The 26,295-nt window shown below is 37.4% G+C and carries 13 protein-coding genes; 3 read left to right on the top strand and 10 right to left on the bottom strand.

What is annotated here, in order from left to right; translation table 11 throughout:
* Nucleotides 1-23 precede the first annotated feature (23 nt).
* The 9 genes from ahcY to gyrB all read right to left on the bottom strand — a co-directional run bounded on the left by ahcY (nt 24) and on the right by gyrB (nt 15,347).
* On the bottom strand, nt 24-1,421 hold the full coding sequence (gene ahcY, locus ACFIK8_RS00535) for an adenosylhomocysteinase (RefSeq protein ID WP_375668840.1): 1,398 nt from the start codon (nt 1,419-1,421) through the stop codon (nt 24-26).
* A 718-nt stretch (nt 1,422-2,139) separates the two neighbouring features.
* The gene (locus ACFIK8_RS00530) at nt 2,140-3,138 is read right to left on the bottom strand and encodes a complex I NDUFA9 subunit family protein (RefSeq protein ID WP_375646948.1); all 999 of its coding nucleotides are present in this window, start codon (nt 3,136-3,138) and stop codon (nt 2,140-2,142) included.
* 42 nt (nt 3,139-3,180) lie between these two features.
* Nucleotides 3,181-4,500 carry a bifunctional folylpolyglutamate synthase/dihydrofolate synthase gene (locus ACFIK8_RS00525; protein ID WP_375668838.1) on the bottom strand — a complete coding sequence of 440 codons (1,320 nt, stop codon included), beginning with the start codon at nt 4,498-4,500 and terminating at the stop codon, nt 3,181-3,183.
* A gap of 4 nt (nt 4,501-4,504) precedes the next feature.
* The gene (gene accD / locus ACFIK8_RS00520; RefSeq protein ID WP_375635378.1) at nt 4,505-5,425 is read right to left on the bottom strand and encodes an acetyl-CoA carboxylase, carboxyltransferase subunit beta; all 921 of its coding nucleotides are present in this window, start codon (nt 5,423-5,425) and stop codon (nt 4,505-4,507) included.
* A gap of 906 nt (nt 5,426-6,331) precedes the next feature.
* Entirely contained in the window at nt 6,332-7,051 is a 720-nt protein-coding gene (locus ACFIK8_RS00515) for a sulfate transporter family protein (protein ID WP_375635379.1), read from the bottom strand.
* Nucleotides 7,052-8,934: 1,883 nt separating this feature from the next.
* Nucleotides 8,935-10,356: a bifunctional phosphopantothenoylcysteine decarboxylase/phosphopantothenate--cysteine ligase CoaBC gene (gene coaBC / locus ACFIK8_RS00510; RefSeq protein WP_375635380.1), complete on the bottom strand. Its 1,422-nt coding sequence runs from the start codon at nt 10,354-10,356 to the stop codon at nt 8,935-8,937.
* 68 nt (nt 10,357-10,424) lie between these two features.
* Nucleotides 10,425-12,011: a 2-polyprenylphenol 6-hydroxylase gene (ubiB, locus tag ACFIK8_RS00505; RefSeq protein WP_375644366.1), complete on the bottom strand. Its 1,587-nt coding sequence runs from the start codon at nt 12,009-12,011 to the stop codon at nt 10,425-10,427.
* A gap of 2 nt (nt 12,012-12,013) precedes the next feature.
* Entirely contained in the window at nt 12,014-12,796 is a 783-nt protein-coding gene (gene ubiE, locus ACFIK8_RS00500) for a bifunctional demethylmenaquinone methyltransferase/2-methoxy-6-polyprenyl-1,4-benzoquinol methylase UbiE (protein WP_375635382.1), read from the bottom strand.
* Nucleotides 12,797-12,914: 118 nt separating this feature from the next.
* Nucleotides 12,915-15,347: a DNA topoisomerase (ATP-hydrolyzing) subunit B gene (gyrB, locus tag ACFIK8_RS00495; protein ID WP_375655576.1), complete on the bottom strand. Its 2,433-nt coding sequence runs from the start codon at nt 15,345-15,347 to the stop codon at nt 12,915-12,917.
* Nucleotides 15,348-16,759: 1,412 nt separating this feature from the next.
* Between gyrB and ACFIK8_RS00490 the strand changes: the two genes are divergently transcribed.
* Nucleotides 16,760-17,680 (top strand): transporter substrate-binding domain-containing protein, encoded by a 921-nt coding sequence (locus ACFIK8_RS00490; RefSeq protein ID WP_375635384.1) that lies wholly within the window; start codon nt 16,760-16,762, stop codon nt 17,678-17,680.
* An 11-nt stretch (nt 17,681-17,691) separates the two neighbouring features.
* Here the strand turns inward: ACFIK8_RS00490 and ACFIK8_RS00485 are convergent, their stop codons facing one another.
* Nucleotides 17,692-19,224 carry a YifB family Mg chelatase-like AAA ATPase gene (locus ACFIK8_RS00485; protein ID WP_375668836.1) on the bottom strand — a complete coding sequence of 511 codons (1,533 nt, stop codon included), beginning with the start codon at nt 19,222-19,224 and terminating at the stop codon, nt 17,692-17,694.
* A gap of 406 nt (nt 19,225-19,630) precedes the next feature.
* On the opposite strand from ACFIK8_RS00485, the gene ACFIK8_RS00480 reads away from it, so the two are divergent.
* Entirely contained in the window at nt 19,631-21,595 is a 1,965-nt protein-coding gene (locus tag ACFIK8_RS00480) for an autotransporter assembly complex family protein (RefSeq protein ID WP_375668834.1), read from the top strand.
* Complete coding sequence (locus ACFIK8_RS00475) at nt 21,595-26,253, top strand: translocation/assembly module TamB domain-containing protein (protein ID WP_375668832.1); 4,659 nt, start codon at nt 21,595-21,597, stop codon at nt 26,251-26,253. The genes ACFIK8_RS00480 and ACFIK8_RS00475 overlap by 1 nt, the downstream gene beginning before the upstream one ends.
* The last annotated feature ends 42 nt before the right edge of the window (nt 26,254-26,295 follow it).

Raw genomic sequence — 26,295 nt, 5'->3', positions numbered from 1 at the left:
CCTTTTTTAACCCAAGGAAATGTTTAGTAACGGTAATGGTTTGGTTTATAAGGTCCTTGTGGTGTGACTCCAATATAAGCCGCTTGTTCTTCTGATAAAACACTTAATTTTATTCCTAACCGATCAAGATGTAGACGTGCAACTTTTTCATCAAGATGTTTAGGCAAAACAGTGACTTCATTTGTATAGTGTTCTGCACGGGTAAAAAGTTCAATTTGCGCTAAAACTTGATTAGTAAATGAGGCTGACATGACAAAAGAAGGATGCCCAGTCGCATTCCCGAGGTTTAACAAACGCCCTTCAGAGAGCAAAATGATGCGTTTTCCATCGGGAAAGGTGATCATATCAACTTGTGGTTTAATATTTGTCCATGGCAAATTTCTAAGGGCTGCGACTTGGATTTCGTTATCAAAATGACCAATATTTCCAAGAATACACATATCCTTTACTTGTCGCATATGGTCTAAACGAACAACATCTTTATTGCCTGTTGTCGTGATGATAATATCAGCACTGGAAGCAGCATCATCCAAATTAACAACTTCATAGCCATCCATAGCTGCTTGAAGAGCGCAAATAGGATCAATTTCTGTTACTTTAACACGAGCCCCAGCACCAGAAAGAGATGCTGCTGAACCTTTTCCTACGTCACCATAACCACAGACAATGGCAGTTTTACCAGCGATCATCACGTCTGTTCCACGTCGAATACCATCGACCAATGATTCTTTACATCCATATTTATTATCAAACTTTGATTTAGTGACGCTATCATTGACATTAATAGCAGGAAAAGGCAGAAGCCCTTCTTTTTGTAACTGATAAAGACGGTTTACACCTGTTGTGGTTTCTTCGCTTACACCTTTAATTGTTGCACGCTGTCGTGTAAAAAATCCTGGCGTTGCATCCATACGCTTTTGTATTTGTTTGAAAAAAAATTCTTCTTCTTCTGTTTTGGGATGCGATAGGATACCTTTATTTTGTTCTGCACGACTTCCCATTAAAATATAGTTTGTGGCGTCAGCTCCATCATCTAAAATAAGATTGGAAGGATTACCATCTGGCCATTGGAAAATTGCATCTATATAAGTCCAATATTCTTCCAATGTTTCACCCTTAACGGCGAATACAGGAATACCAGTTGCGGCGATAGCTGCTGCTGCATGGTCTTGCGTAGAAAAAATATTACTAGAGCTCCACCGTATATCGGCGCCAATAGCTTTTAATGTTTCAATTAAAACAGCTGTTTGAATTGTCATGTGCAATGAGCCAGAAATACGCGCTCCGCGCAAAGGTTGATTAGAGGAAAACTCCTTACGACAAGCCATCAAACCAGGCATCTCAGTTTCAGCAATATCAAGTTCTTTACGACCATAAGCGGCAAGTGCAATATCTTTGACAACAAAATCTTGAGCTGCCATTCTTTATCCCTTTAAAATAAGTTTTTCCAAGACGGTAGGAGAAATTAAAAAAAAATGCAAGACAAGAAGAGGACTTCTTTATGTGAAAAAGCTCTTTTAAAATCTTCATAAATTTGTGCAACAAATATGCATTTATGAATCTGAGTGATGATGTTACTGACAGAATAAGAGATCTCCATGATAAGTCTTATTATATAAACAAAACTCTATCCTTTTCACGTAACGTTAAAGCTTTTAAAAATCTCCAGAGAGAATACCTTTTAAATAATAAAAATTGTGCATTGCTTCATAGTTTTTATATCGATTTTTTATGGGATAATATCGAAAGTAGTATACGAGTATTCTACTCGCTTATGCGGTTGTTGAAAAAGGAAGTATTACCTTACTTTAATCTCATTATTAAGCTTTCTACCAAAATAATATAATGCAAAGCCATAGGTTATCATATTTATGAATAGGCAATTCAGAATCGGTTCTTTAGGATTCCAATGTTGCATCTGTTCTTGGATAAAGACAGTTTATAGGGAGTGCTTTTCTCCTGTTTTCAACGATTTTTATCAAAATACTATAGATATACGATTAAACATTTTTTGTGATACTGAATAGAGCATTAAAAATGCAAAGACATTACTCTATTGAGCACTCTGATTTTAAAACCGCTAACAACGAGCTATAAATTATAAATCAAATAATTAACTCATTTCTGGAAAAATTTATTCTAGACGAGTAAGTTTTTGGAAAATTGACCATGTGGACGAAATCGCCAAAGATAACTTGGCAAGAATGCAGCCATTGCTCTGGGGGTAATTCCCACACCTTCTAGAGTATATCCATTCTCTATAGCCTCTTTAGAAACAATGTTATCCATTTGCAAAAAACGTATTTGATTGGCTGTTACGAGTGTTGGTACAAAAGGAAATTTACCGATAGTTCCCAAAATTCCTCCAATCAATAGACCAGCAGAAAGAGGCATGGATAGGATTGTTTTTTTACGGTGAATAATTTTGAGTATATTTTCAAGAGTATTTTGGAAAGTGATAATCTGGGGACCACCAAGATCATAATTTTTTCCCCAAGCAACCTGTTCATCTAAAGCGCGCGCGATAAACTCAGCAACGTCACCAACATACACGGGTTGCAATTTGCTTTGCCCACCCCCAAAAAGAGGCATAATTGGTAAAAAACGTGACAAATCTGCTAAGGTGTTAAAGAAACAATCCTCTGGTCCAAAGATAACGGATGGACGGATAATAATTGCTTGAGGATGCTTGTTATGAATGATTTGTTCACCCATAAACTTAACACGTGCATAAAGACATGAAGCATTCTCGTTAGCCACAAGTGCTGACATATAGATGAGTGGAATAGCAGCTTGTGCTGTTAATTCAGCAACATTGTAAGCACCATCAATTTGTGTGTTTTTAAAATTCGATTGATTTGCTTGTTTTAAGCTACCAGGTAAAAACACTGCCGCATCAGCTCCAAGCAACGCGCGTGCAACAGAGGCACGATGCTTGATATCCGTTTTAAGCATTTGGGTTTGTCCTACTTCTCCTATTTGGAGCATGTAATAAGCTTTTTGTGGATAACGAACAGCGATACGAACGCGATATCCCCGCTTAGTCAAAGTTTCAACGACATGTCGTCCTACAAAACCAGATCCGCCAAAAACAGTAATAAGTTTAGGATGTTGATAAAGTGCACAATCAAGTTGCATGATTAAAAAGTCTATCTTTCAAAGCTTTAAAATAATCAATTTCTAGCATGGAGGTGTTTTATTGTCACGTAAAATATCGCCCGCAAGATAAAGGGAACCACTAATAAGGACAATTGCCTCTTTATATTCGGCTCTAATCTTATGCAAAGCATCTTGTAGATGTGCTTGTGGAGTAGCAAAGATTCCTGCTTTTTGCGCTGATTCAGCTAATTTTATTGGAGAGATACTGGCATTATTGTTAATCAGCGGTATCGTATATATTTTATCGACAAGGTTCGCTAAGGAACGAAAATAACCGACAGCATCTTTGGTATTGAGCATGCCAGCAATCATAATAATGGGACGATCTGTTTTTTCTCTCCATTGTGTAAGTTCTGCCGCAATAACTTTTCCAGCAGCAGGATTGTGACCACCGTCTAACCATAAATCAATATTAGGAGACAGTTGATCAACCAAATGTCCTTGGATAAGATGTTGCATCCGTGCGGGCCAATAAATATTTTTCAAAGCGTCATTTATGGTTTGTTCTAAAAGTTGAAAACCTGCTTGACAAACTGCTTCAAGAGATGCGCCAGCATTGGCAATTTGGTGGTCTCCAATAAGGTTAGGAAGTGAAAGATCCATGAGACCTTGATTGTTTTGAAAAACCATACGTCCATGTTCTTTATAACTTTGATAATCTTGATCAAATAGAGAATAAGGTGCTTTATTTTTATCGGCAAGGGGTATTAAAGTAGCAAGAGTTTCTTCATAATTTTGCTTCCCGATGACTACTGGAACATTTGGTTTGATAATTCCCCCCTTTTGAAAAGCGATTTGAGCAATTGTGTTTCCAAGAAAGTTCTCATGATCATAATCAATGGGCATAATAAGCGATACAGCTGGTTTGTTAATGACATTGGTAGCATCAAAACGCCCTCCCAACCCAACTTCTAAAATGACAACATCAGCTGGATGTGTACTAAACAGCATAAAGGCAGCGGCTGTAAAAATTTCAAAAATAGTAATCGGCTCTTGACGATTTACTTTTATAATTTCACGGATTGTCTCAGCCAATTGGTTTTCTGTAACAAGTTGACCACCTCCTTTTTGACCTAACCGGCAGCGTTCATTCCAGTTGACGAGATGAGGTGAGCTATAGACATGAACGCAGTATCCTGCACTTTCTAAAAGAGCACGGCAAATCGCTGAGGCAGATCCTTTGCCATTTGTTCCAGCGATGTGAATAATAGGGGCAAGTTTTAAATGTGGATTACCAAGACGCTCTAAAAGGTGAATAATACGCTCTAAAGAAAGATCAAATTTTTTCGGATAATTTTTTAGTAAATCATCCACCACCCTTTGTATCTGGTTTTGTTGCATAAATTTAAGCTGCTTTTGTTGTAGAAAGCGATGTTTGAGAGTCTGTTGGGGATGGATCGGAAGGGTCAAAAACAGCAGGGCGTTTCATCATCAAACGTAAAAGACGCGCAATTGTTGTTTTCATTTCTAAACGTGATACAACCATATCAATCATACCATGTTCGAGCAGATATTCACTACTTTGAAAACCTTCTGGTAGGGTTTCGCGTATAGTTTGTTGAATCACACGTGGACCAGCAAAACCAATCATAGCGCCAGGTTCAGCAATGTGAATATCACCAAGCATGGCGTAAGAAGCAGTAACACCACCGGTGGTTGGATTAGTCAGCACAACAATATAGGGAAGTTTTGCTTCTTTCAACATTTCAATCGCTACGGTTGTACGAGGCATTTGCATCAACGAGAGTGTTCCTTCTTGCATGCGTGCGCCACCAGAAGCAGAAAAAAGAACTAACGGGCGCCTTTCGGCAATGGCAGTATCAAAAGCTTTAATAATAGCTTCTCCTGAAGCCATACCGAGTGATCCACCCATAAAGGCGAAATCTTGAACGGTCGCAATGATTGGTAAGCCTTCAATCGTACCACGTGCACTTAAAATATTATCATCAACACCAAGTTTAGAACGATAATCTTTTAACCGGTCAATATAGCGTTTTTCGTCACGAAATTTTAAAGGATCTGTTACAACTTTTGGATTTTCAAGAGCTGTATAAACACCATCATCAAAAAAATGCATGAGACGATTTTTAGCGCTGATACGCATATGATGGCCAGAATTGGGAGCTACAAATTGATTAGCTTCCAGATCTTTATGGAAGATCATTTCACCACTGGTAGGATCTTTAATCCATAGATTTTCTGGAATTTCACGGCGCCCCAATATAGAGTTAATTTTAGGACGAACATAATTTGTAATCCAGTTCATCTTTATAACCTTCCTTTAAATATTACACATCTTTCGCATGATTTGAAAGAATATGAACCTAAGCAGTCACATTTGCTTTACCGGTGGAACAAAGGAGTCTATTTAATACTTTTATCTGTGTACGTATAGCTTGTTTTTTAATTTTTATTTTTTTACTTTGGTATTAAAATTCACTCCTTGCGATGGTTAACAAACCCCTTATTTTTTAATAAAAATGAAAATCCAATTAATCATTCGTATCAACAGTTTTTAAGAAAAGAAACCTTATAATATAAGGCTTTAACAAGGCTAAAATAATCCATTTAAGATAATGTACATGATAACACCATATTAGCGAAACGTTATCATCAGAGCAAGATTTTTTTCAAAAGGTTTCTTTAAAGCGCGCGCTTTTCACAATTAAAATTGAATACCCTCAAAAATGCTATTATATTACTCATTCATATGCTTGTTTTACAAAGACATTTTTCAATAATCACCAAAACTCTCTTAATGACTATCCTCAGAAGAGTATATACTCTCCGTAAATGGTATAAAATACATTATGCTCTTCATTTTTACTGAAATAGAAGGTACAAATCGATACCATCATACTCTTTTCCAGTTTTAATGTGACGATAATGTTTGCATTGAGAGGATTCATAAAAGATATTTCACGCCTTTTTGAAAGTACCTTTATCTACACACCACCTCCGTTTATGACATATTAACAAACGATTTCAATTAATCCAATATGAATAGGATTAAAATGAGAAAGCCTCATGATATTTAGGTTTTTCACTCATGTTGTGAAACAATAAATTATCGTTATAAATCAATATATTACTTTAATAAAAGATAAAGCATAAAATTTTATATTATGCTTTTTTGGCTGGCAAGTTTTATTAGCCTTAAAGTCAAGTAACATTATTTTTGTGTAATGCGTGCCATGGTCTTTTGGGAAAGCATTTTGTGTAAATATGTCATAAAGGCGGCTGCAAAAAGCGGTGTTGTTAAATTAAGAATTGGAATCGAAACAAAAAGCGCTATTAATAATCCTGCACCAAAAACCGTTGTGTAATGAGTATGTAAAAAAGCACGTGCATCTTGCTCTGTTCGAAAACGATAAGCAGCAAACAAGAAATATTCATGACCAAGCAAATAACCATTAATAACGTAAAAAGCGATTAAATTAATACCTGGTATGAAGAATAAAATAAAAGCAATTCCATTACCAAGAAGGCTTAAAATAACAAATTTAAAGGAAATGATAAGAGAACGCTGAAACGGCAAAGCTTGTCCAATAGGCTCGTTTGGGTAATCCTCTTTTTCAATGATTTCAGCAACAGAGTCAATGAAAAAACCACCAATCATAGCTGCGATTGGTGCAATCAAAAAAGCCAACAAAAGAGCCAAACCAAGATTAAAAATGATAAGCATGCTAAAACCAATCCATCCCGCCCAACTAGGGAGTTCAGGAAAAAACTGAGCAATCCAAGGCCAAAAGTAAGACATAAAAAGTTGGTGCACACATAACCATAAAATGGCGAGAATGAAAAAAGTAATCCCTAATGCTTTCAGTATCATAATACTATATTGCGAGGTCAGAAGACGTTGTAAAGCACGATAGGCAGCAGTAAAAATCATAAATTAATAAACTAAGGAAAGAAGCAAAAAAAACAAGAAATATATTTAAAGAATGTACGGTGTAGTTTTTTCTTTTTTGAATTACAAGATTTCTTTTCAAGAACATTATAAAAAACGGCTAAGGCTTCTTTGTTTAAAATAAAGTTTGAATAGATAGAAATTTTGATTTTTAAAAATCAAGAAGAATTTAAAAAGCAGCTGTTGTAGAAGAAATTTTTAATATTTTTGTACAGAGTGTAGGTTATTGCGTTTATATGATATATGTAAAAATTAAGGAATAAGAACTATTTGGGAGGAAAGTTGTTGACTTCTATTTATTCAGTAGAGTTGTCTAATTTCGTTTATCTACGTGCTTAATTGTTTTGCACAATTCCTAATGCTCTGTACTTTTATACTATTTGGCGGCATGCTTTTGCCTCTCGCTTTTATTCAAAACATATTGAGTTCAATGGAATAGGAGTAACGTAGTAGCTTGTAGATATTCTGATTTGGGCAACAGAATGATTAATATGATAGAAGTGGAAAAAATAAGCTTAGGCGATTGACTGTCCATATCCCATGGAAGGGTAATTTCTTGAGAAGAAGCAAAGAGTGGGAGACACCACTGATGATTAAAAATGATGAGATTTTGAATTTTAAAAGCTATAAGTGCAATGAAGTAAGAATTCATTGAAGCACTTTTCATATAAGTGGTGCACTGTATCAAATAATTTTTAGATAATAACACCACTAATTTATGAAGAGAATTGATCATTTTCAACTTGAATAAGAATCCAAAATATAGAAATATTCTTTAATTTCAAAGCCTTTATTCAACATCAAAAAATTATTTACTTGCACATTATAGGCGAGACCAGTGTATGGATACAAAGCTTTCGATAAAGGACTAAAAATGCTTCTCATGAAACATCACAATGTGAGGATATCATGGATCAAATCCTAGTCTTTGTGGTCTTGGTATGCTGGAGAGAGGACACACACATTTAATTTTAAAGACCGATCACTGAGGAAAATAATAAAGGCGTCAGTTTCATAAACTTATAGACAGTGGTGCAATGAATTTTGTTTACATTCTTTATGAGCATCAGTGTGAGATATGCTTCAAATTGCATTGAGATGTTATAATACATTGATTTATACATTATTTTTCATAGTGAATAAGAGCCCCAAGTAAAGTTGTCATATTTTCTTATTAGCTGCTCTCATCATGAAACAATCAAAAGCATTTATTTGCACATCATAAATAGGACTAATATGGGGATAAAAACATTGAAGAAAGAAAATGCTTTTATAAACTCTATCCAGTGCAAGAGCTTTCTCAAAATTGATGGTAGGCAAAGTAAATAATAGCTTGTTTTTTATAAGCTGGGGAAACAGAGGTGCAATAGATCCTACTTTTTATGATGGCTATGGGTGAAATAGAATTTTTTAAAGAAACATTTCCCAACGCTCGTCACACCCATTTCCCAACAGTGCTTGTGAATGGTATAAGGGTAAAGCTCTCGTGAATAATATAAAACTTATAGGGCACCACTATCTTTACACTTAATAAAAGAGCACTGCGGGCACCATCATTCTCTCAGTATTGCTCGACAGCTCTGTTCTTGAGACGGTCCATTATAAGCGTTTTTAGTTCTTTCTTAAACGTTTTGTATTCATACGGCTATCCTTCTTTGCAACGTGCAAGAAAATGGTTTTTATTGATTCAACATGAGAGAGAGTTGAAATGAGAGAATCTTACGATATTCAGGATTCTAATTTAATATGAACAACGCTAGATGATCATTATAACTCAAAATATTGTATACTAATCGAGATAGATAGACACCTATTGTTAGTTCTATTTTATAAGGTGTTTTAATATGAATGCATTTGAAGAGTTATTATTTGAAATGGGGTATATTTTCCTCATGAGGAGTAGGTGTCTGGGGGGCAAAAAATGATACAATCATGTTTGCTAATTTTTGCGCTACGTGTTGTTTACTCATATGGGGCCATTGTTCAACTTTTTCCTTACTCACGAGATAAACTTGATTTGTATCAGCACCCATGACACTTGTGCCATCTAGTTGAAGAGAAATATCATTAGCAAGAATGAAATCAGCTCCTTTTTCAACACATTTTTTTTGCGCATTGGCAATAATATCACATGTTTCAGCAGCAAAACCAATGACCAATGAGGGGCGATTTGGAGCGTGTCCAATCATTGCTAAAATGTCAGGATTTTCGACCATATGAAGGGATGGTGGTATTTTATGAGCATTCTTTTTAATTTTGTGTAAAGACTGCGTTTGACTGCGCCAATCACAAACAGCGGCGACAAAAATGGCACCATCAGCAGGCAATGCGGTTTGAACGGCTTGTAACATCTGTTGTGCTGTTTCAACATGAATGGTTTTTACTTCTTGTGGGTCTGCAAGATTAACAGGTCCACAAATAAGTGTTACTTTTGCACCCAAATGCGCAAGAGCAGTTGCGATGGCATGACCTTGTTTACCTGAAGACCGATTAGCAAGATAACGCACTGGATCAATTGGTTCATGGGTAGGGCCAGAGGTAACGATGAAATGGCGGTCAGAGAGAGGTTTTTCATGCACATTCAAAAGAGCCTCTATGGTAGCGACAATCGTTAAAGGTTCGCTCATGCGCCCATATCCTATCTCGTCACGTTCAGCCATATTTCCGATTTCTGGTCCAATGATATGAACGCCATCTGCGCGCAGTTGTGCAACATTGCGAATAGTGGCTGGATGCGCCCACATGGACGGATTCATAGCGGGTGCAATTAAGAGTGGACAGCGTGCCGCTAAAAGGATGCAATCAGCCAGATCATCTCCTATGCCATTGGCTATTTTTGCAATGCGATTGGCTGTAGCAGGGGCTAAAATAATAAGGTCAGCATTACGTGCTAATCGGATATGTCCAATATCGTGTTCTTCTTCGCGTGAAAATAAATCAGTATATACAGTACCACTGCTTAAAGCTTCAGCAGCTAAAGGCGTAATAAATTTTTGCGCTGCTTTTGTCATCACAACTTTTAAGTGTGCTCCACGTTCTTGTAAACGGCGAATCAAATCAAGTGCTTTATAGGATGCAATACTTCCCCCAATAATAAGAAGGAGAGATTTTGATTTCAATGATTGCACTTCAACAGCACTAGTATGAGAGAGTTGTGTGGTGAGAGGAGTGGGATTGCTTAAAAGGCGTCGGACTTCTTCTTCCATAGAAATACCATTTTGCGCGGCACGTATGCGCAAAGCTTCTTTGGTTTCAGGAGACAGGTTACGAATAGTAATACTGGCCATAAAATACCTCCAAGAAATAAAATGATTGCAATGATTTCATCGTTGATATTTTTAGCATATTAAGGAAATTAGAAAAGATGAAAAAAGTAAAAAGTGAGACAAACGCAACAAAGCGCAATGATGAAAAGACTATAACGACCATAACGGTTTCTACGACTTTGTTCGACAGCAAGTTGTTTGATGGTGGCAGGAGAAAGATTAAAACCTGTTTTTCTCATTTGATCGAAATCTTCTTCTATCCGTTGGAAATTTTGAACCAATTGTGGTGTTTTGCGTGCCAGCGAAAGGAGAGCTTGCGCTCCTTCACTAAAGTCTTTTGCAACGCCTACAGGTCCCAAATTTTTACTAATCCATTCTTTGACAACAGGTTCAGAAGCTTTCCACATATTAAAAGTGGGGTCTAATGTGCGGGCAACACCTTCCACGACAACCATCGTTTTTTGCAGCAATAAAAGTTCAGGTCGCGTTTGCATGTCAAATAATTCAGTGACTTCAAACAATAAAGTGAGCAATTTAGCCATGGAAATACTTTGTGCTGATTGTCCATGTATTGGTTCGCCAATAGCGCGGTTGGCTTGCGCAAAGCTTTCAATGTTATGGTGTGAAGGAACATAACCGGCTTCAAAATGGGCGCGTGCAACCCGATGATAATCACGGGTAATAAAGCCATAAAGGATTTCAGCAAGGAAATGCTTTTCTTTTTTGCCAAGCCTTCCTGTAATGCCTAGATCAACAGCAACAATACATCCTTTTGCATCTACAAATAAATTACCAGGATGCATATCAGCGTGAAAAAAACCATCACGCAATGTATGACGAAGAAAAGATTGAATAAGCGTAATGGCAAGCGCCTGCAAATCAAATCCTGCTTCTTTGAGTTTGGAAATTTCGGATATTCTGATACCATCAATCCATTCCATTGTAAGAACATTACGTCCTGTCCGTTCCCAGTCAATACGTGGAACCCGAAAGCCTGTATCATGTTGAATATTTTCAGCCATTTCAGATATAGCCGCTGCTTCTAAACGTAAATCCATTTCAATGCGTGTTGTTTGTGCTAAAGTATCTACCACACGAACAGGACGAAGCCTTCGAGAGGCAGGGATATAGCGCTCTTGTAAGTGAGCAATGAGATAGAATCCTCTAAGATCTTTAGAAAAACGTGCTCTGATATTAGGACGAATAACTTTTACAGCACATTTTTTCGTATGACCAGTTTCATCACTGTATTCAGCTGGATGAACTTGAGCAATAGAAGCTGCAGCAATGGGGGGATAAAAATTTATGAATAAATCATCGATAGAGCGACCAAGAGAACTTTCAATTTGAGCAACAGCAGCAGTGCAAGAAAATGTTTGGACACGATCTTGTAGTTGTGACAAATCTTCCGCAATATCACGCCCAACAATATCAGGTCTTGTGGCAAGAAATTGACCAAGTTTTATGTAAGAGGGTCCAAGCTTATTAATGGCATACGAAATATTTTCAGATCGCTGTTTTTTTTTCGTTTTGCGTCGTGCTAATGCACTCGCTATACGATGACATAGCGCTGGAAATCCTTGAAGATCATCATGAGGAAGAGCACTTAAAACACCTTCACGTGCTAAAACCCATCCTGCATGCATCAATTGAAGGTAAGGGGAAATTTGCACCATTTTTAAATTTTCCAACCTGAATGCAGCGCTGCAATCGCACCGGTGAGATTGCGGTACGATACCCGCGAAAATCCTGCATGCTTGATCATATGGGCAAAATCATCTTGCTTAGGAAATTTGCGGATAGATTCAACCAAATAACGATAAGCATCACCATCATTTGCAATAAATTGACCAAGCTTAGGGATAGCATGGAAAGACCAAAGATCATAAATTTTATCCAGCAGAGGCGTCTCGACATTTGAAAATTCTAAACATAAAAAACGTCCACCGAGCTTTAAAACACGAAAAGCTTCTCTAAGAGCTTGATCAATATGAGGAACATTGCGAATTCCAAAAGCAATAGTGTAAGCGTCAAAGCTTTGATCTTCAAAAGGTAGATTTTCTGCATTGGCTTCAACAAAATCAATCAGAGGGGCAAGACCATTTTTTTGTGCGCGCTTTTTGCCAATGTTGAGCATTGAGCCGTTAATATCAAGCACTGTAGCATGGGCTTTTTGGCGTGAAGCATTGAGAATACGAAAAGCAATATCACCTGTACCGCCAGCGACATCAAGAACTTTCCAATGAGAAAGTGCTGGTGGGGAAAGCCAAGCAATCATGGAATTTTTCCACACACGGTGTAACCCTAATGATAAGATATCATTCATCTTGTCATAATTTTCAGCAACAGAATGAAACACACCATCCACCATGGATTGTTTTTGTGTTTCATCTACTCTTGTAAAACCAAAAGAGTGCTCCATGCCACCCTTGGCTCCTACACGTTCTGTTTCAACTGCCATGTGTATGACCTTCCTTATTTTTCTTTTATCGTAAATGAAATAAAGAGGGAATGTTCAAATACGAAAAAACAACGTATAAAACTGCGACATTTACACAGCTAAAAACAGAAGAGTACCTTTAGATATCAAGATTGGCAACGCTTAAGGCATTGTCTTGAATAAAAATACGTCTAGGTTCAACTTCATCACCCATGAGACGAGAAAAGAGTGAATCTGCATCGGTTGCATCATTAATTTTTACTTGTAAAAGAGAACGTGCATTAGGATCAAGCGTTGTTTCCCAAAGCTGTTCAGCATTCATTTCCCCAAGACCTTTATAACGTTGAAGAGTAATACCTTTTTTACCGTTTGTAAAAATGCTCTCTAAAAGGCTCATAGGACCAAAAATACGCTCTGTTTTATCTTTGCGACGTAAAAGAACAGGAGGATGATATATGTCGATAAAATTTTGGGAAATGCGATCAATTTGGCGTGCGTCAGTTGAATTTATAAGTCCCACATCAAGCGTAACAACATCTTTAACACCACGCAAAATACGCTCAAAACATAAGTTTCCATCTGCTGTATATTGTCCACTCCAACCTTGTTCCATATCATCAGCAATCAGATTAAGGCGGTGTGCTATAGTATCTGCTATTTTTTGCGCTTTTTCTTGTGTTGCAAAGACTTCAAGATTAAAAGCGCCAACGATTGCTGCTTGTTCAACGATATTACGGTCATAACGGGTATGAAGACCATCTAAAAGTTGACGTAATATACGAGCATCTTTAGCGAGTTGATACAAATCAGCCCCTGCACGAACTTCTCCCGTTGAAAGCTCAAGCGTTGTTTCTTCTAATCCAGTATCGATCAAGAATTCTTCAAATGCTGCTTCATTTTTAATATATTGGGAAGATTTTCCACGCGATACTTTATAAAGAGGAGGCTGAGCAATATAAAGATGCCCACGTTCAATCAACTCGGGCATTTGTCTAAAAAAGAAAGTGAGCAGCAGAGTACGAATATGGGCTCCATCAACGTCCGCATCTGTCATGATAATAATCTTATGATAACGTAATTTATCCGGTGAAAATTCATCTTTACCGATAGACGTTCCAAGAGCTGTAATAAGTGTTCCAATCATATCAGATGAGAGCATGCGGTCGAAACGTGCTCGTTCAACATTGAGAATTTTACCACGAAGGGGTAAAATTGCTTGATTTTGACGTGAGCGCCCACTTTTTGCTGAACCGCCAGCCGAATCCCCCTCGACAATAAAGATTTCTGATTTTGCAGGATCACGTTCTTGGCAATCGGCAAGTTTTCCTGGTAAAGAAGTGATATCAAGCGCCCCTTTTCGTCTTGTGAGTTCACGTGCTTTGCGTGCTGCTTCACGTGCTGTTGCAGCTTCTACCACTTTACTAATGAGAAGTTTTGCTTCATGAGGATGTTCTTCCAGCCATACTGAAAGACCTTCATTGACCAAATTTTCAACAATAGGACGCACTTCAGAAGAGACTAACTTATCCTTTGTTTGTGAAGAAAACTTTGGATCAGGAACTTTCACAGAAAGAATAGCTGTTAATCCTTCACGGCAGTCATCACCGGTTAAGTTTACTTTTTCTTTTTTAGCAATACCTGAAGATTCAGCATAGCCATTAATTTGGCGCGTAAGGGCACTTCTAAAACCTATCAAATGAGTTCCACCGTCACGCTGAGGAATATTATTGGTAAAACACAGGACCTTCTCATGATAGGAATCATTCCACCATAGGGCAACATCAACGCTCATACCATCTTTTTCACTTGCAATGTAAATAGGATTATCAAGCAGAGCTTTTTTTGATTGATCAATATATTTGACAAACTCCGTTAATCCACCTTCATAATGTAATTCAATTGATTTAGTATCAGCATGACGCTCGTCAACAAGGAGAATATAAACGCCAGAATTTAGAAAGGCTAATTCCCGTAAACGGCGCTCCAAAGTTTCAAAATCAAACTCAACCATAGTAAAAGTTTCAGAACTTGGTAAAAATCTGATTTCTGTTCCACTTTCTCTATCGCAATCGCCAATAACTTTTAATGGAGCATCAGCCACTCCGTGGGTAAATGATATTTCATGAATTTTACCATTCCGTCTGATTTGCAATTTAAGCCAAACGGATAATGCATTCACAACAGAGACGCCAACACCGTGTAATCCACCTGAAACTTTATAAGAGTTTTGATCAAACTTTCCGCCGGCATGAAGCTGTGTCATAATAACTTCAGCTGCAGAAACACCTTCTGTTGGATGGATATCTGTCGGAATTCCACGTCCATTATCACGAACAGAACAAGAACCATCAGCATGGAGTGTAACGTTTACAAGAGTAGCATGACCGGCTAAAGCTTCATCGATAGCATTGTCTACAACTTCATAGACCATATGGTGTAAACCCGATCCATCATCAGTATCACCGATATACATACCAGGACGTTTGCGTACAGCATCAAGGCCTTTGAGGACTTTGATAGAAGAAGCGCCATAATCATCACTTTGTGCCGCTGAGGTTATTTCATCACTCATAAGTTAGTCCATTCCTGTGTTCAATTTACAATATTCTATCTGCTTTTTTAAAGCTTAATGTTCTGATCAGTTATTTATGGAATAACCACATTAAACATTTACCGTATATCAGAACTAGATTCAATATCTGTCGATATATAATGAAGAGAATGATGAAATGAGATTGTACTGTTATGTCGTAAAACTCCGTCATTTAGGGCGGTGATATGGTGATATAAGGAAAGTAAGCACTACCTTGATACATTAAGTATTTTTAAAGTGTGTGGTGAATATTCGGAGCAGGGTTTATTTGTATAACCTTTAGTTAAGTAAATTGCATGAGTGGATAGCCCCAAAGAATTAGTCGAGAGAAGCAGGACTGTCTAGACGTCAACGCTAGTAGGAATCCTTTTCCTTTGAGGTGTGGGAATGAGGTCAATTAAGCTTTACAATAATGATGCTATTTATTTTGTTTATTTTTGCATATGCGTAATGTTTCAAAATTAGTTATACATTTTTGTGTTAGACTAACAAAGGTCTTACTTGTTTTATCCATAAATCAATTTTCAATTCTAATGCTGCCGTATATTTAAAACAAAGGTTACGAGCTCTCTAAGCAGCTCAAATTTTTATATATTAGATTGAGGCGAAAATATTGGGTATATTGGTTTGTGGCATCTTTAAAATGTGGAAAATATAAAGGCGTAAATGTAAAAACACGTTTCCACTATCGTTCTTTTATTCAGTTTTACAACTTTTAAAAACGTCTACGGCGATGTTTTTAAAGAATGGGGGTGATGACGCATTGTCTTACGCTTTTGTTTTTCTCATTCCTGTAATGGAGGTTACGTCCCTTATTTAAAACAAAGCCCCATTGCGCTGTTATTCACGCGCTTTTTTAAGAAACATCTCTCAATGTTCCTAAACTCATTTTACAACGATGTTTAAATAGTATAACGCACAATACCCTGTGAATACTACAAGATTCATGTCCCCTATCTTGCCCATATTGACAATAAGGTGCAAACCAGCGGCATCATTTTATTTTCCAGCTCTTAAATGTTGACACAACCTTAATGTTGAGAAACCCCTCGGCATTTGAAGGGTATTTTTACTCTTTTCTTTAATAGTGTCTATATACTCCCTCTGGTTGTGATACGCAAGAAAATGGTTTTGATATTTTGATAAAATGGAGTGTGCCACTAAAGTATGTACAGCTTATTTCTTATATTTAAAAAATCAAATCGCCTTTCTCTAAAATTACATTTTTTTATATATTCATTTGGGAAAATTAACACCAAAAGCTTAGGCATTTTCAATGGTTTTTAAAAATAGCAAGAATTTTATTTATTAAACGCCAGATATTTTGGTGAAGAGCGTTAGATAATAATCGAGAAGAGTTGCATCTTAGCTTTAAAAATGGGGGAGAGATTTTGAAAATAAAAAAATCTATATATATAAAACATCTTCAATTGCGTTTATGGTATTTTTTATTCAATAATCCATACAATATTTTTATTCGTATTATTTTTATTCGTATTTTATTTGTAGCAGGGGGGGGGCTATTTTCCTCTTACGCAGAAGCTGAAAGGTTGCCTTCTTTTTTTGATTCGCATGAACATTTGGTACAACCTGATACGACGGATATTCTTCGTTTGCGTTTTGTAACAACTTTTGATTTTCCTCCTTTTAATTTCCTTGATCAAACGGGGCATCTTGCAGGTTATAATATCGATTTATTGCGCGCTATTTGCTCAAAATTAAAATTAGAGAAGCTTTGTGAAGTAGAAGTAATTCCTTGGAAAGAGCTTGTAGAATATGTTAAAAATGGTGGTGCAGAAGTCATTATTGCGGGTTTAAAAGAAACAAGTAAAACCCAGCAAGATCTTGTTTTTACAAAGTCATATTTGCGCTTTCCAGCGCGATTTGTTGCTTCTCGACTTTTAGATCTCGATGAGCCAATAAGCGATCAATTGGTACATTTAACCAGTGGTGTTTTGTCTAAAAGTATTCACGAAAAGCTCTTTCATCATTATTTTCCTAAAGCAAAATGGCAAGAATTTAAAAAGAGAGAAGAGCTCTATAAAGCATTACAAGAGCGTAAAATTGACCTTATTTTTGATGATGGATTTGCTTTATCGTTATGGTTCAAAAAACAAAAATCTGTTGATTGCTGCCATTTTGTTGGGGGGGCATATATGGCGCCACAGTTATTGGGACAAGGAATGCAGCTTGCTGTTGCAAAAAAGAATGAAAAATTGGTTGATATACTCAATTATGCGCTGAAATCTCTAGAAGAGGATGGTAAACTTACAGAACTTTATTTGCGTTATTTTCCAATAAGTTTTTATTGATGAATAGTTTTTTAGTTAAGGGCTGTTAATCTTTCTGCGCCTAGTCGATAGGAAATAGCTTCTGCGAGATGATAGCGTGAAAGATTATCTGATCCGTCAAGATCAGCAATTGTGCGTGCAACTTTGAGAATGCGATGATAAGCGCGTGCAGAGAGGTGCATTTTTTCACTCACATCTCGTAAGAGTATGGTCGCACTTTTATCAGGAATGGCAATCTGTTCTATAATTTTGGCAGGGCAATCGCCATTGGTGCGAATATGATCAAACCCCATTGTTGCAAAACGTTTAGCTTGAATGGTACGGCATCGTGCGACGCGTTTGGCAACATCGCAGCTTTTTTCTGATTGTTCTGGTTGCATAAGGTCCATAGCTGTCAAAGCAGGGACATCAATCCGTAAATCAATTCGGTCAAGCAGAGGACCAGAAATACGGGACTGATAATCGATTTGGCAGCGTATTCCTTTAGCGCAAACATGGTCTTTTTCGCCTGCCATACCACAACGGCAAGGATTCATTGCGGCAATGAGTTGGAAGCGAGCAGGATAGCTAATATGGTGATTAGCGCGGGCGATAACCGATTCCCCACTTTCTAAGGGTTGACGAAGAGAATCAAGAACCTGCGGAGAAAATTCAGGCAATTCATCAAGGAATAACACACCATTATGGGCAAGAGAGACCTCTCCCGGTCGTCCTTTAAGTCCCCCACCAATCATTGCGGCCATGGAAGCAGAATGATGTGGGGAACGAAAGGGGCAATGAAGTGAAATGGTATTATGAACCGTTTCTCCTGTAATAGAAGCAATCAGAGAGACATCTAAAAGCTCACGGCTATCAAGAGGTGGCAAAATGGAAGGTAAGCGTTGCGCTAACATAGATTTCCCAGCACCAGGAGGTCCTACAAACAAAAGGTTATGGCGTCCAGCAGCACAAACTTCTAAGGCACGTTTGGCTGTTTTCTGTCCTTTGATTTCGCAAAGATCTGGGAGTTCAGTTTCGATAGTATATTGGCGTGGTTGTGGAGGTTTTTGAATTTGGGTTCCTTTGAAATGGTTGACTATAGTGAGCAGAGTCTCTGGGGCAAGAATATTTATTTCTGCATTTGCCCAAGCAGCTTCAGGTCCACATTGGAAGGGACAAATCAGTCCTTTATCGAGTGATAAAGCTGTCATGGCAGCTGGTAAAACACCATTAACAGCGGTAAGTGAACCATCCAGTGATAATTCTCCCAAAATGATATAGTCTTGTGCTACTTCAGGAGGGAGGATTCCCATAGCAAGCATTAAGCCTACAGCGATTGGCAAATCATAATGCGAGCCCTCTTTAGGCAAATCAGCTGGTGCAAGATTAATCGTAATCCGTTTAGTAGGCATAGAAAGTCCACAAGCGTGGAGGGCTGCTTGCACACGTTCACGGCTTTCTGCAACTGCCTTATCAGCTAATCCAACAATAGCCATTCCTATTTTACCAGACGAAATCATAACCTGTACATCGACAGGGACTGCTTCTAGACCGCGAAAAGCAACAGTTGTAACACGTGCGATCATTTATTTATTTTCCCCTTTAGACTTTGTAGAGACAATCATATCTATGCATAAAAATCAAGAAGCATCTCTATGGTTTTTTTTATAGAGAGATCTATATACATAGGCAGTTTTTTAGCGTCCTCATGGAAAGTCATTTGTACAAATTTAACCATGATAGTATGGGACGCAATAAAACATTTATAATAAGCTAAATAAATATGTTAAGGAAAAAGAATGAGGCTGTTCGTGTTATACAACAGTGCAAAATTTTATGAAAATATAAGGGGAGGGTGACGTTATGTATCGCAGAGTGTTATTTGATGTGATAAAACGTGTAAAATGTGCAAAGTAATTACATTTACCTTTCTTATTTTTATATTATTTAAAGTATAGTAGATGCAAAGTGTATTATAAGGTATCTGATTTTATGGTATACCAGGCAAGAATTTTGTTAAAATCAGGGACTGTGCGCTGTGTATTTATAGGCTTGTGTTTCGCTTTTGCTTTTCCACAGCCACTTGCTGCATTTGATTTTTTCGGCATACCTTTTTTTGGTCAAAAGAAAACAAATTCTCCTTCAAATTATGCCAAAAGTACAGAGAGATTTTATAAAGTTGATGTTGTTGCACCGCCAGGCGCGCCATTAGAAGGTATAAAAATAGTTAAATCTGTTTCTTCTCTTGTTGCTGATAAAGAGAAAGCATCCGCCAGTTCTTCTGGTTTGCTAGCCAAGGCGCGCTCAGATTATCGAGCAATTCTTTCTGCTCTTTATGCTGATGGGCGCTACGGTGGTGTTATTAGTATTAAAATTAATGGCTTAGAAGTCGCTGATTTAAGTCCGGTAACTCAACTTCCAGCACAATCCAATATTGCTATTACAATTAATGCCGGTCCACAATATGTTTTTAGTATTGCAGATATTGATAAAGTAGCTCCGTTTGAAAAACGTAAAGCGCATAAAATGCCCACAATTGAAGAATTGGGCTATAAAGTTGGGGCTATTGCTAAATCTGAAACCATTTTGAAAGCAGAAAAATGGGCGATAGAAGGATGGCGTCAACAAGGTTATGCTAAAGCTAAAATTATGAAAAGTGAGGTCGTGGCTGATCATGCTGCGTTGCGTGTTGAAGGACGGATTGTTGTTGATCTTGGACAAAAGGCTCATTATGGTCCTTTAAGTGTGCGTAATATAAGTAATAAACCACGTGTAGATTCAGCTTATATCGCATGGATGACCGGATTGAAGCAAGGTCAGAAGTACGATTCCGATGCGTTAGCAAAGGCAAATGAACGTCTTGCGCGCCTTGGTGTTTTTCGCGCTATCAATATACGTGAGGCTGATACCATTAATCCAGATGGCAGTTTACCGCTTTCACTTGTTGTACAAGAACGTAAACCGCGCCGTTTTGGTATAGGCGGTAGCTATTCAACATTAGATGGTGCTGGTTTTGAAGCTTATTGGATGCATAACAATCTTTTTGGTCATGCAGAGGTTCTTAAAATTGAAACAAAGATAGGCGGTGTTGGTAGCAATAAAAAGCAATCGTATAATTTTAAAAATTTTGATTATCTTTTCGGTGGCACGTTTATAAAGCCTGGTGTACTTACGCCAGATACAGATCTCAGGTCAGAATTAAAAATACAACAAGATGTTCTAGAAAATTATACGACAAAAGCCATCAAAGGAAGATTAGGGATTACGCATATTTTCAATGGTAATCTATCGGGACAGGCTGCTGTAGAAGTTTCAAATGGTTATTCACGTGATATTTATTTTGGGAGCCGTAATTTTACAACAATAGGTTTTCCTAGCGGTTTGATTTACGATAGTCGTAATAATAAGCTTAATGCAACAAAAGGTTTATATGGTGAAGTTTTCATTGAGCCTTTTTATGAGATGCGTTTTAGCAACTTTGTTGCAAAAGTAACAGCAGAAGGTCGTTCTTACTGGGCGTTGGATGAAGAGAATCGTTTTGTTTTTGCTACGCGGGCAAAGCTTGGTACAATTCTTGGGAATGATACAGCACAAATCCCCGCGAATACGCTTTTTTTTGCTGGTGGTGGGGGCTCTGTTCGTGGTTATGCTTACCGTAATATTGGTATCAAAACAGAAAATGATGCGGTTGTTGGTGGACGGGCAGTTGTTGAGGGATCGGCAGAATTGCGTGTTTCTTTAAATGACAAAATAGGGTTTGTCGGTTTTCTTGATGGAGGTTTAGTAGGGGAAAAGGCGAATTTTGATTTTTCTCAAAAAATTAAATGGGGAGCCGGTATAGGAGGTCGTTATATGACGGGTCTTGGTCCTTTACGCGTTGATTTAGCCTTTCCTTTAAAGAGAGAGAAGGGTGATCCTCGCATTGGTTTTTATGTGGGTATAGGGCAAGCATTTTAATGAAAAAAGGTGTACATTTATCAGCTTTCTTCTTTGTATTTTTGTTTTTTGGGGTGGGTGGTTTTGTTTTTGCGCAAAGAGGAGATACTCTTCCCTCTAGCGAAATGAAAACAGATGATCGCTCATGGTTTGTTTCTTTAATTGAACGAAAGCTTTCAGCGCCCAATCGTCAAGTTCGTTTACACAATATGCAAGGGACACTGTCTTCTCAAACATCAATTGATGCTATTACGGTCAGTGATAAAAAAGGGGTTTGGCTTAAAATTACCAATGCTAAAATGAATTGGAATCGTCTAGCGTTGCTAAGAGGGCGGATGGATATTAACCAGCTTTCGGCAGAACAGGTTACATTTTTACGCAAACCGCAAGGCAATTCTTCTTTTGTTTCTTCCCTTGAGACGGGTAAGTTCTCTTTACCAAAATTGCCGCTTGCTCTTTCTATCAATACGCTTACAGCTCAACATGTGATATTTGAACAGAATCTTTTTGGTTTTTCTGCTGATATGTCCCTAAAAGGCAATTTCACTTTAGCTAGTGGTAATTTTGATGTCGATATAGCGGCGCATCGTTTAGATGCACCGGGTTCTTTTTCTGTTCTCACCAAGATATCTGATAGTAATCGTACAGCTCAAATTGATATTTCTGCTAACGAACCACAAAATGGTATTTTGGCGAATATTTTTAACATTGAACAACGTCCAGCACTAAATCTCGTCGTGAAAGGTGATGGTACTTTTGATGATTTGGTTATCAAACTTTCTTTAGAGTCTGATCATCATTCTATTTTAGATGGTAATGTTATTCTTGCAAGTGTTCCAGAAGGACACAGTTTTTCTACAAAACTAAAGGGAACACTGAGCCCTTTAATACCTTCTCAATATCGTAGCCTCTTCGAATCTGATATAACATTAAAAGCAAAGGCAAGAAGAACAAAAGAAGGTGTGACACACCTTGATCAGATGGTTATTCAGAGCAAAGCAATGAATGTTATAGCCAATGCTGAAATAACTGCCGATGGATTTTTGCGGCGGCTTTTTGTTGATGGCAAAATGGCTCTTGATAACGAACAGGAGTCTGTTCATTTACCTGTATCAGAAGTGCCAAAACCTGCCAATACTCTTGCTCTGAACATTGACTATGGTCGCGAAGGGCAACAATCTTGGAATGGGCGGTTGGTTGTAGGTAATTTAAGCAATAAAAATATTTATATTCGCGATGCAATTTTTGATATGGGAGGAGTAAGCGAAAATCTTGATAATTCAGCTTCTCGTCATGTTGGTGTTCAGGTTAAAGGGACGCTTCAAGGGGTTAAAAAGATTAAGGGAGCGTTAGTAGAAAATTTAAGCCAAGCGGTTCATGTGCATTTAGATACGGATATTGTTTCGAATAAACCAATTTTGATTCATGATTTGAGTGTTACGGCTCAGGGTTTTTCTTCTTGGTTAAAAGGGACAATGGAGGGTTTTGTTTTTAAAGGCGACCTCGGTTTAAAAGCTCAGACATTAACTCCTTTGGAAGCGTTCAGTAAACAATCACTTTCTGGTAGTGCAGATATTAAAGCCAAAGGAACAATCAATTTATTGAGTGGCATTTTTGATCTCCAATTATCAGGAATGGCTGACGATATGAAAATAGGCGTGCAGTCTTTTGATCGTTTATTCAAAGGAAACATCACTCTTTCAGGTGGTGCTACTCGAAATACGAAGGGTTTCATTTTTCGTCATTTTAATTTGAAAAATCAATATACAAACATAAAGGCTAATGGTTATTTTTCAGATGAAAGCGCTAAAATGGATCTATCTGCTGAAATATCTGATTTGTCCAAATTAGATCCAAAGATAAGCGGTGCGCTTACAATTGAAAGTACGGCGAGAGGGCGCAATAGCCATATAAAACTAAATACACGTGCCCATATTGCTGAAGCATTAATCGTAGGGAAGAAACTTCAAAATACAACATTTAACATAGATGCACTTGTAGATAATACAGCACCAGTTACTGCTTTAACGGGGGTGATAAAAGGTGAAGGGATTTTTGCTAAGAAACCTTTGCATTTATCGGCCTCTTTTAAAGATTCTCATAAAATTCGAAAACTTGAAAATATCGATATTAGAGGGGGAAGTGCAAAAATAACGGGTGCTCTTTCTCAACAACTTGGCGGTTTTTTGAAAGGAGCGCTGCATATTGATGCCGATGATATTTCCGTACTGTCAACGTTATTTTTGCAGGATGGTAGTGGAGAAGTAAAAGGAGATTTTATTTTTGATGAACAAAATGGCAGACAAAAAACCAATGTGAAGGCGCATATTAACCATTTGAATTTTTCCAAGAATAAAATAAAAAAATTGGCAATAGATGCTGATATATTCGATCCTTTTGGCATGACACAGTTTGAAGGAGTTATCAATGCAGAACATATTCAAACACCTTTGATAATGGTCAATCGTTTAAATGCTCACGCTGATAGAAATAATGGACAAACGGTTTTTACTGTCCAAGCGATGTTGCATGATACTCTCAATGCACAGCTTTCTGGTCGTTTAATGGTTGAGGAACTTCCAGAAAGTATAAAACGAGAAGTGCAAATTGAAACTGTGGATCTAAAACAACACACTTTTCATGCAAAATTGCTGAAACCATCCATAATTGCTTTTGATAAAGATGGAATGGCAATCAATGAATTAGGAATTGCAATAAATGGAGGCAACATCATCTTAGCAGGGAATATTCAAGATACCCTGAATTTGCAACTTACAATGAATGCGCTTCCTGCTACTTTAGTTAATCTGTGGAAAGCCGATCTTGGAGCAGCAGGGAGTGTAACAGGGCAGGTTATGATTCGTGGTCATTTAACAAAACCTGATATAACTTACGATATAAAAGGTGAGGGACTGACAACCGTTGCTTTTCAAGATAAAAAAATTATGCCTTTTTCTTTTTCTGCTACGGGGAAAACCTTAGATCAAAATCTTACTTTGAATGCAAATTTAACAGGAGAAGGAGTACAAGCACAAGCTCAGGGGCATGTATCTCTAGAGAAAAATAAGCTTGATCTTCATATTAATTTGCAAAATTTATCTGCACATTTGGCAAATGGTTTTATTGCAGGACAAGCGCTTGATGGGACAATGATAGGCAAAGTTGATATTGATGGAACAATGAAGGATCCATCTGCTCATTTTGAGCTTTCTAGTCAAAATTTAACCGCTATGACGCATAAAGGACCGATGTCAATCAATATAAATGCTCGTGGTTCTTATAAAAAATCGACTTTTCATATTGAAAATATGATAGCTACAGGAGATAAAGGATTAGATCTTTCCATCCATGGGCCTGTATCTCTTAATGGTTCAGAGGCAAAATTAAACGTTAAAGGGATAATGCCTCTTGATTTTGTTAATCTCTTATTAGCTAAGCGTGGTGCACATATAACGGGTACAGCAAGAATTGATACAACTCTTAATGGGGCGTTATCAAAGCCACAATTGATAGGAAATATTTCTATAGGCGACGGTAGCTTTTTTGATTCACAAACAAATGTAGGGTTGAATAATATAACGCTTGAAGGCAAATTGAACGGTGATCATATCCTTATAGAGAAAGCTTCAGCTTCTTCGTTTGAGGGGGGGAGAATTTCTGCTTCAGGTCGTATCTCTAATGATCTAGAGACAGATTTGATATTTCATCTTGATAATGCCAATTATAATGATGGTTCTATGATTCTGGCAACATTATCAGGTGAGATGACAATGACAGGTCATTTTTTAAATGATCTTGTTCTTGGTGGTGATATCATCGTTGAAAAAGCTGAAGTTTTTGTTCCTGATCATTTTAAAAGTGCTAAGTTTCTTGATATCAGAAATAAGAATTTAACTAAATCGATTCAAACAACACTTGAACGTGCTGATGTTAAGAACACGAACAAAAGCAAAAGCCGGATTGTTACACAAGAATCTTCATCTGTTGTGCTATCAAATATGCGTATTACAGCACGCAATCAATTTTTTGTACGCGGAAAAGGGTTAGATGCTGAACTGGGAGGACTCATTAATCTAGCAGGTCCATTGAATGATGTGCATCCAGTTGGTGAATTTAGAATGATTCGTGGACGTTTTGATATTCTTTCGCAACGTCTTAATTTTGATCAAGGACAAGCGAGTTTTAGCGGTAATCTTAATCCTACGGTTTATTTTGTAACCAACAATAACAGTGGTGATATTCAAGTCACTGTAACTGTAAGTGGGACGATTGATAATCTTGATATTAATTTTTCTTCACAACCGAACTTGCCTCAGGATGAGATTTTGGCGCGTTTGATTTTTAATCGCTCTCTTAATGAATTATCACCATTTCAGATTGCTCAACTTGCAGCAGCAGCGGCTGATCTTGCAGGTGCTGCTAATACATCTTTGTTGAATACTTTACGAACTAAAATTGGGCTTGATGATCTTGATGTTATCGTTAATGAGAAAGGTAATACAGGCTTACGTATTGGACGCTACATACACAATAATATTTATTTGGGCTTTGAAGCAGGGTCCGATGGAACGACGAAAGGGACAATTAATTTAGATATTTCGCGTCATCTCAAAGCTAAAGGTGCCATAGGAAATGAACAAAATTCTAGTATTGGTCTCTTTTATGAAAGAGATTATTAAAGATTGAATCTAAAAAACAAATTCTTCGTTTTTTGTCTCTCA

Source organism: Bartonella sp. MR168JLCBS (genome assembly GCF_042194175.1).
Note: the sequence above shows the minus strand (reverse complement) of the source record. Positions and strands in the feature narration are given on the sequence as shown.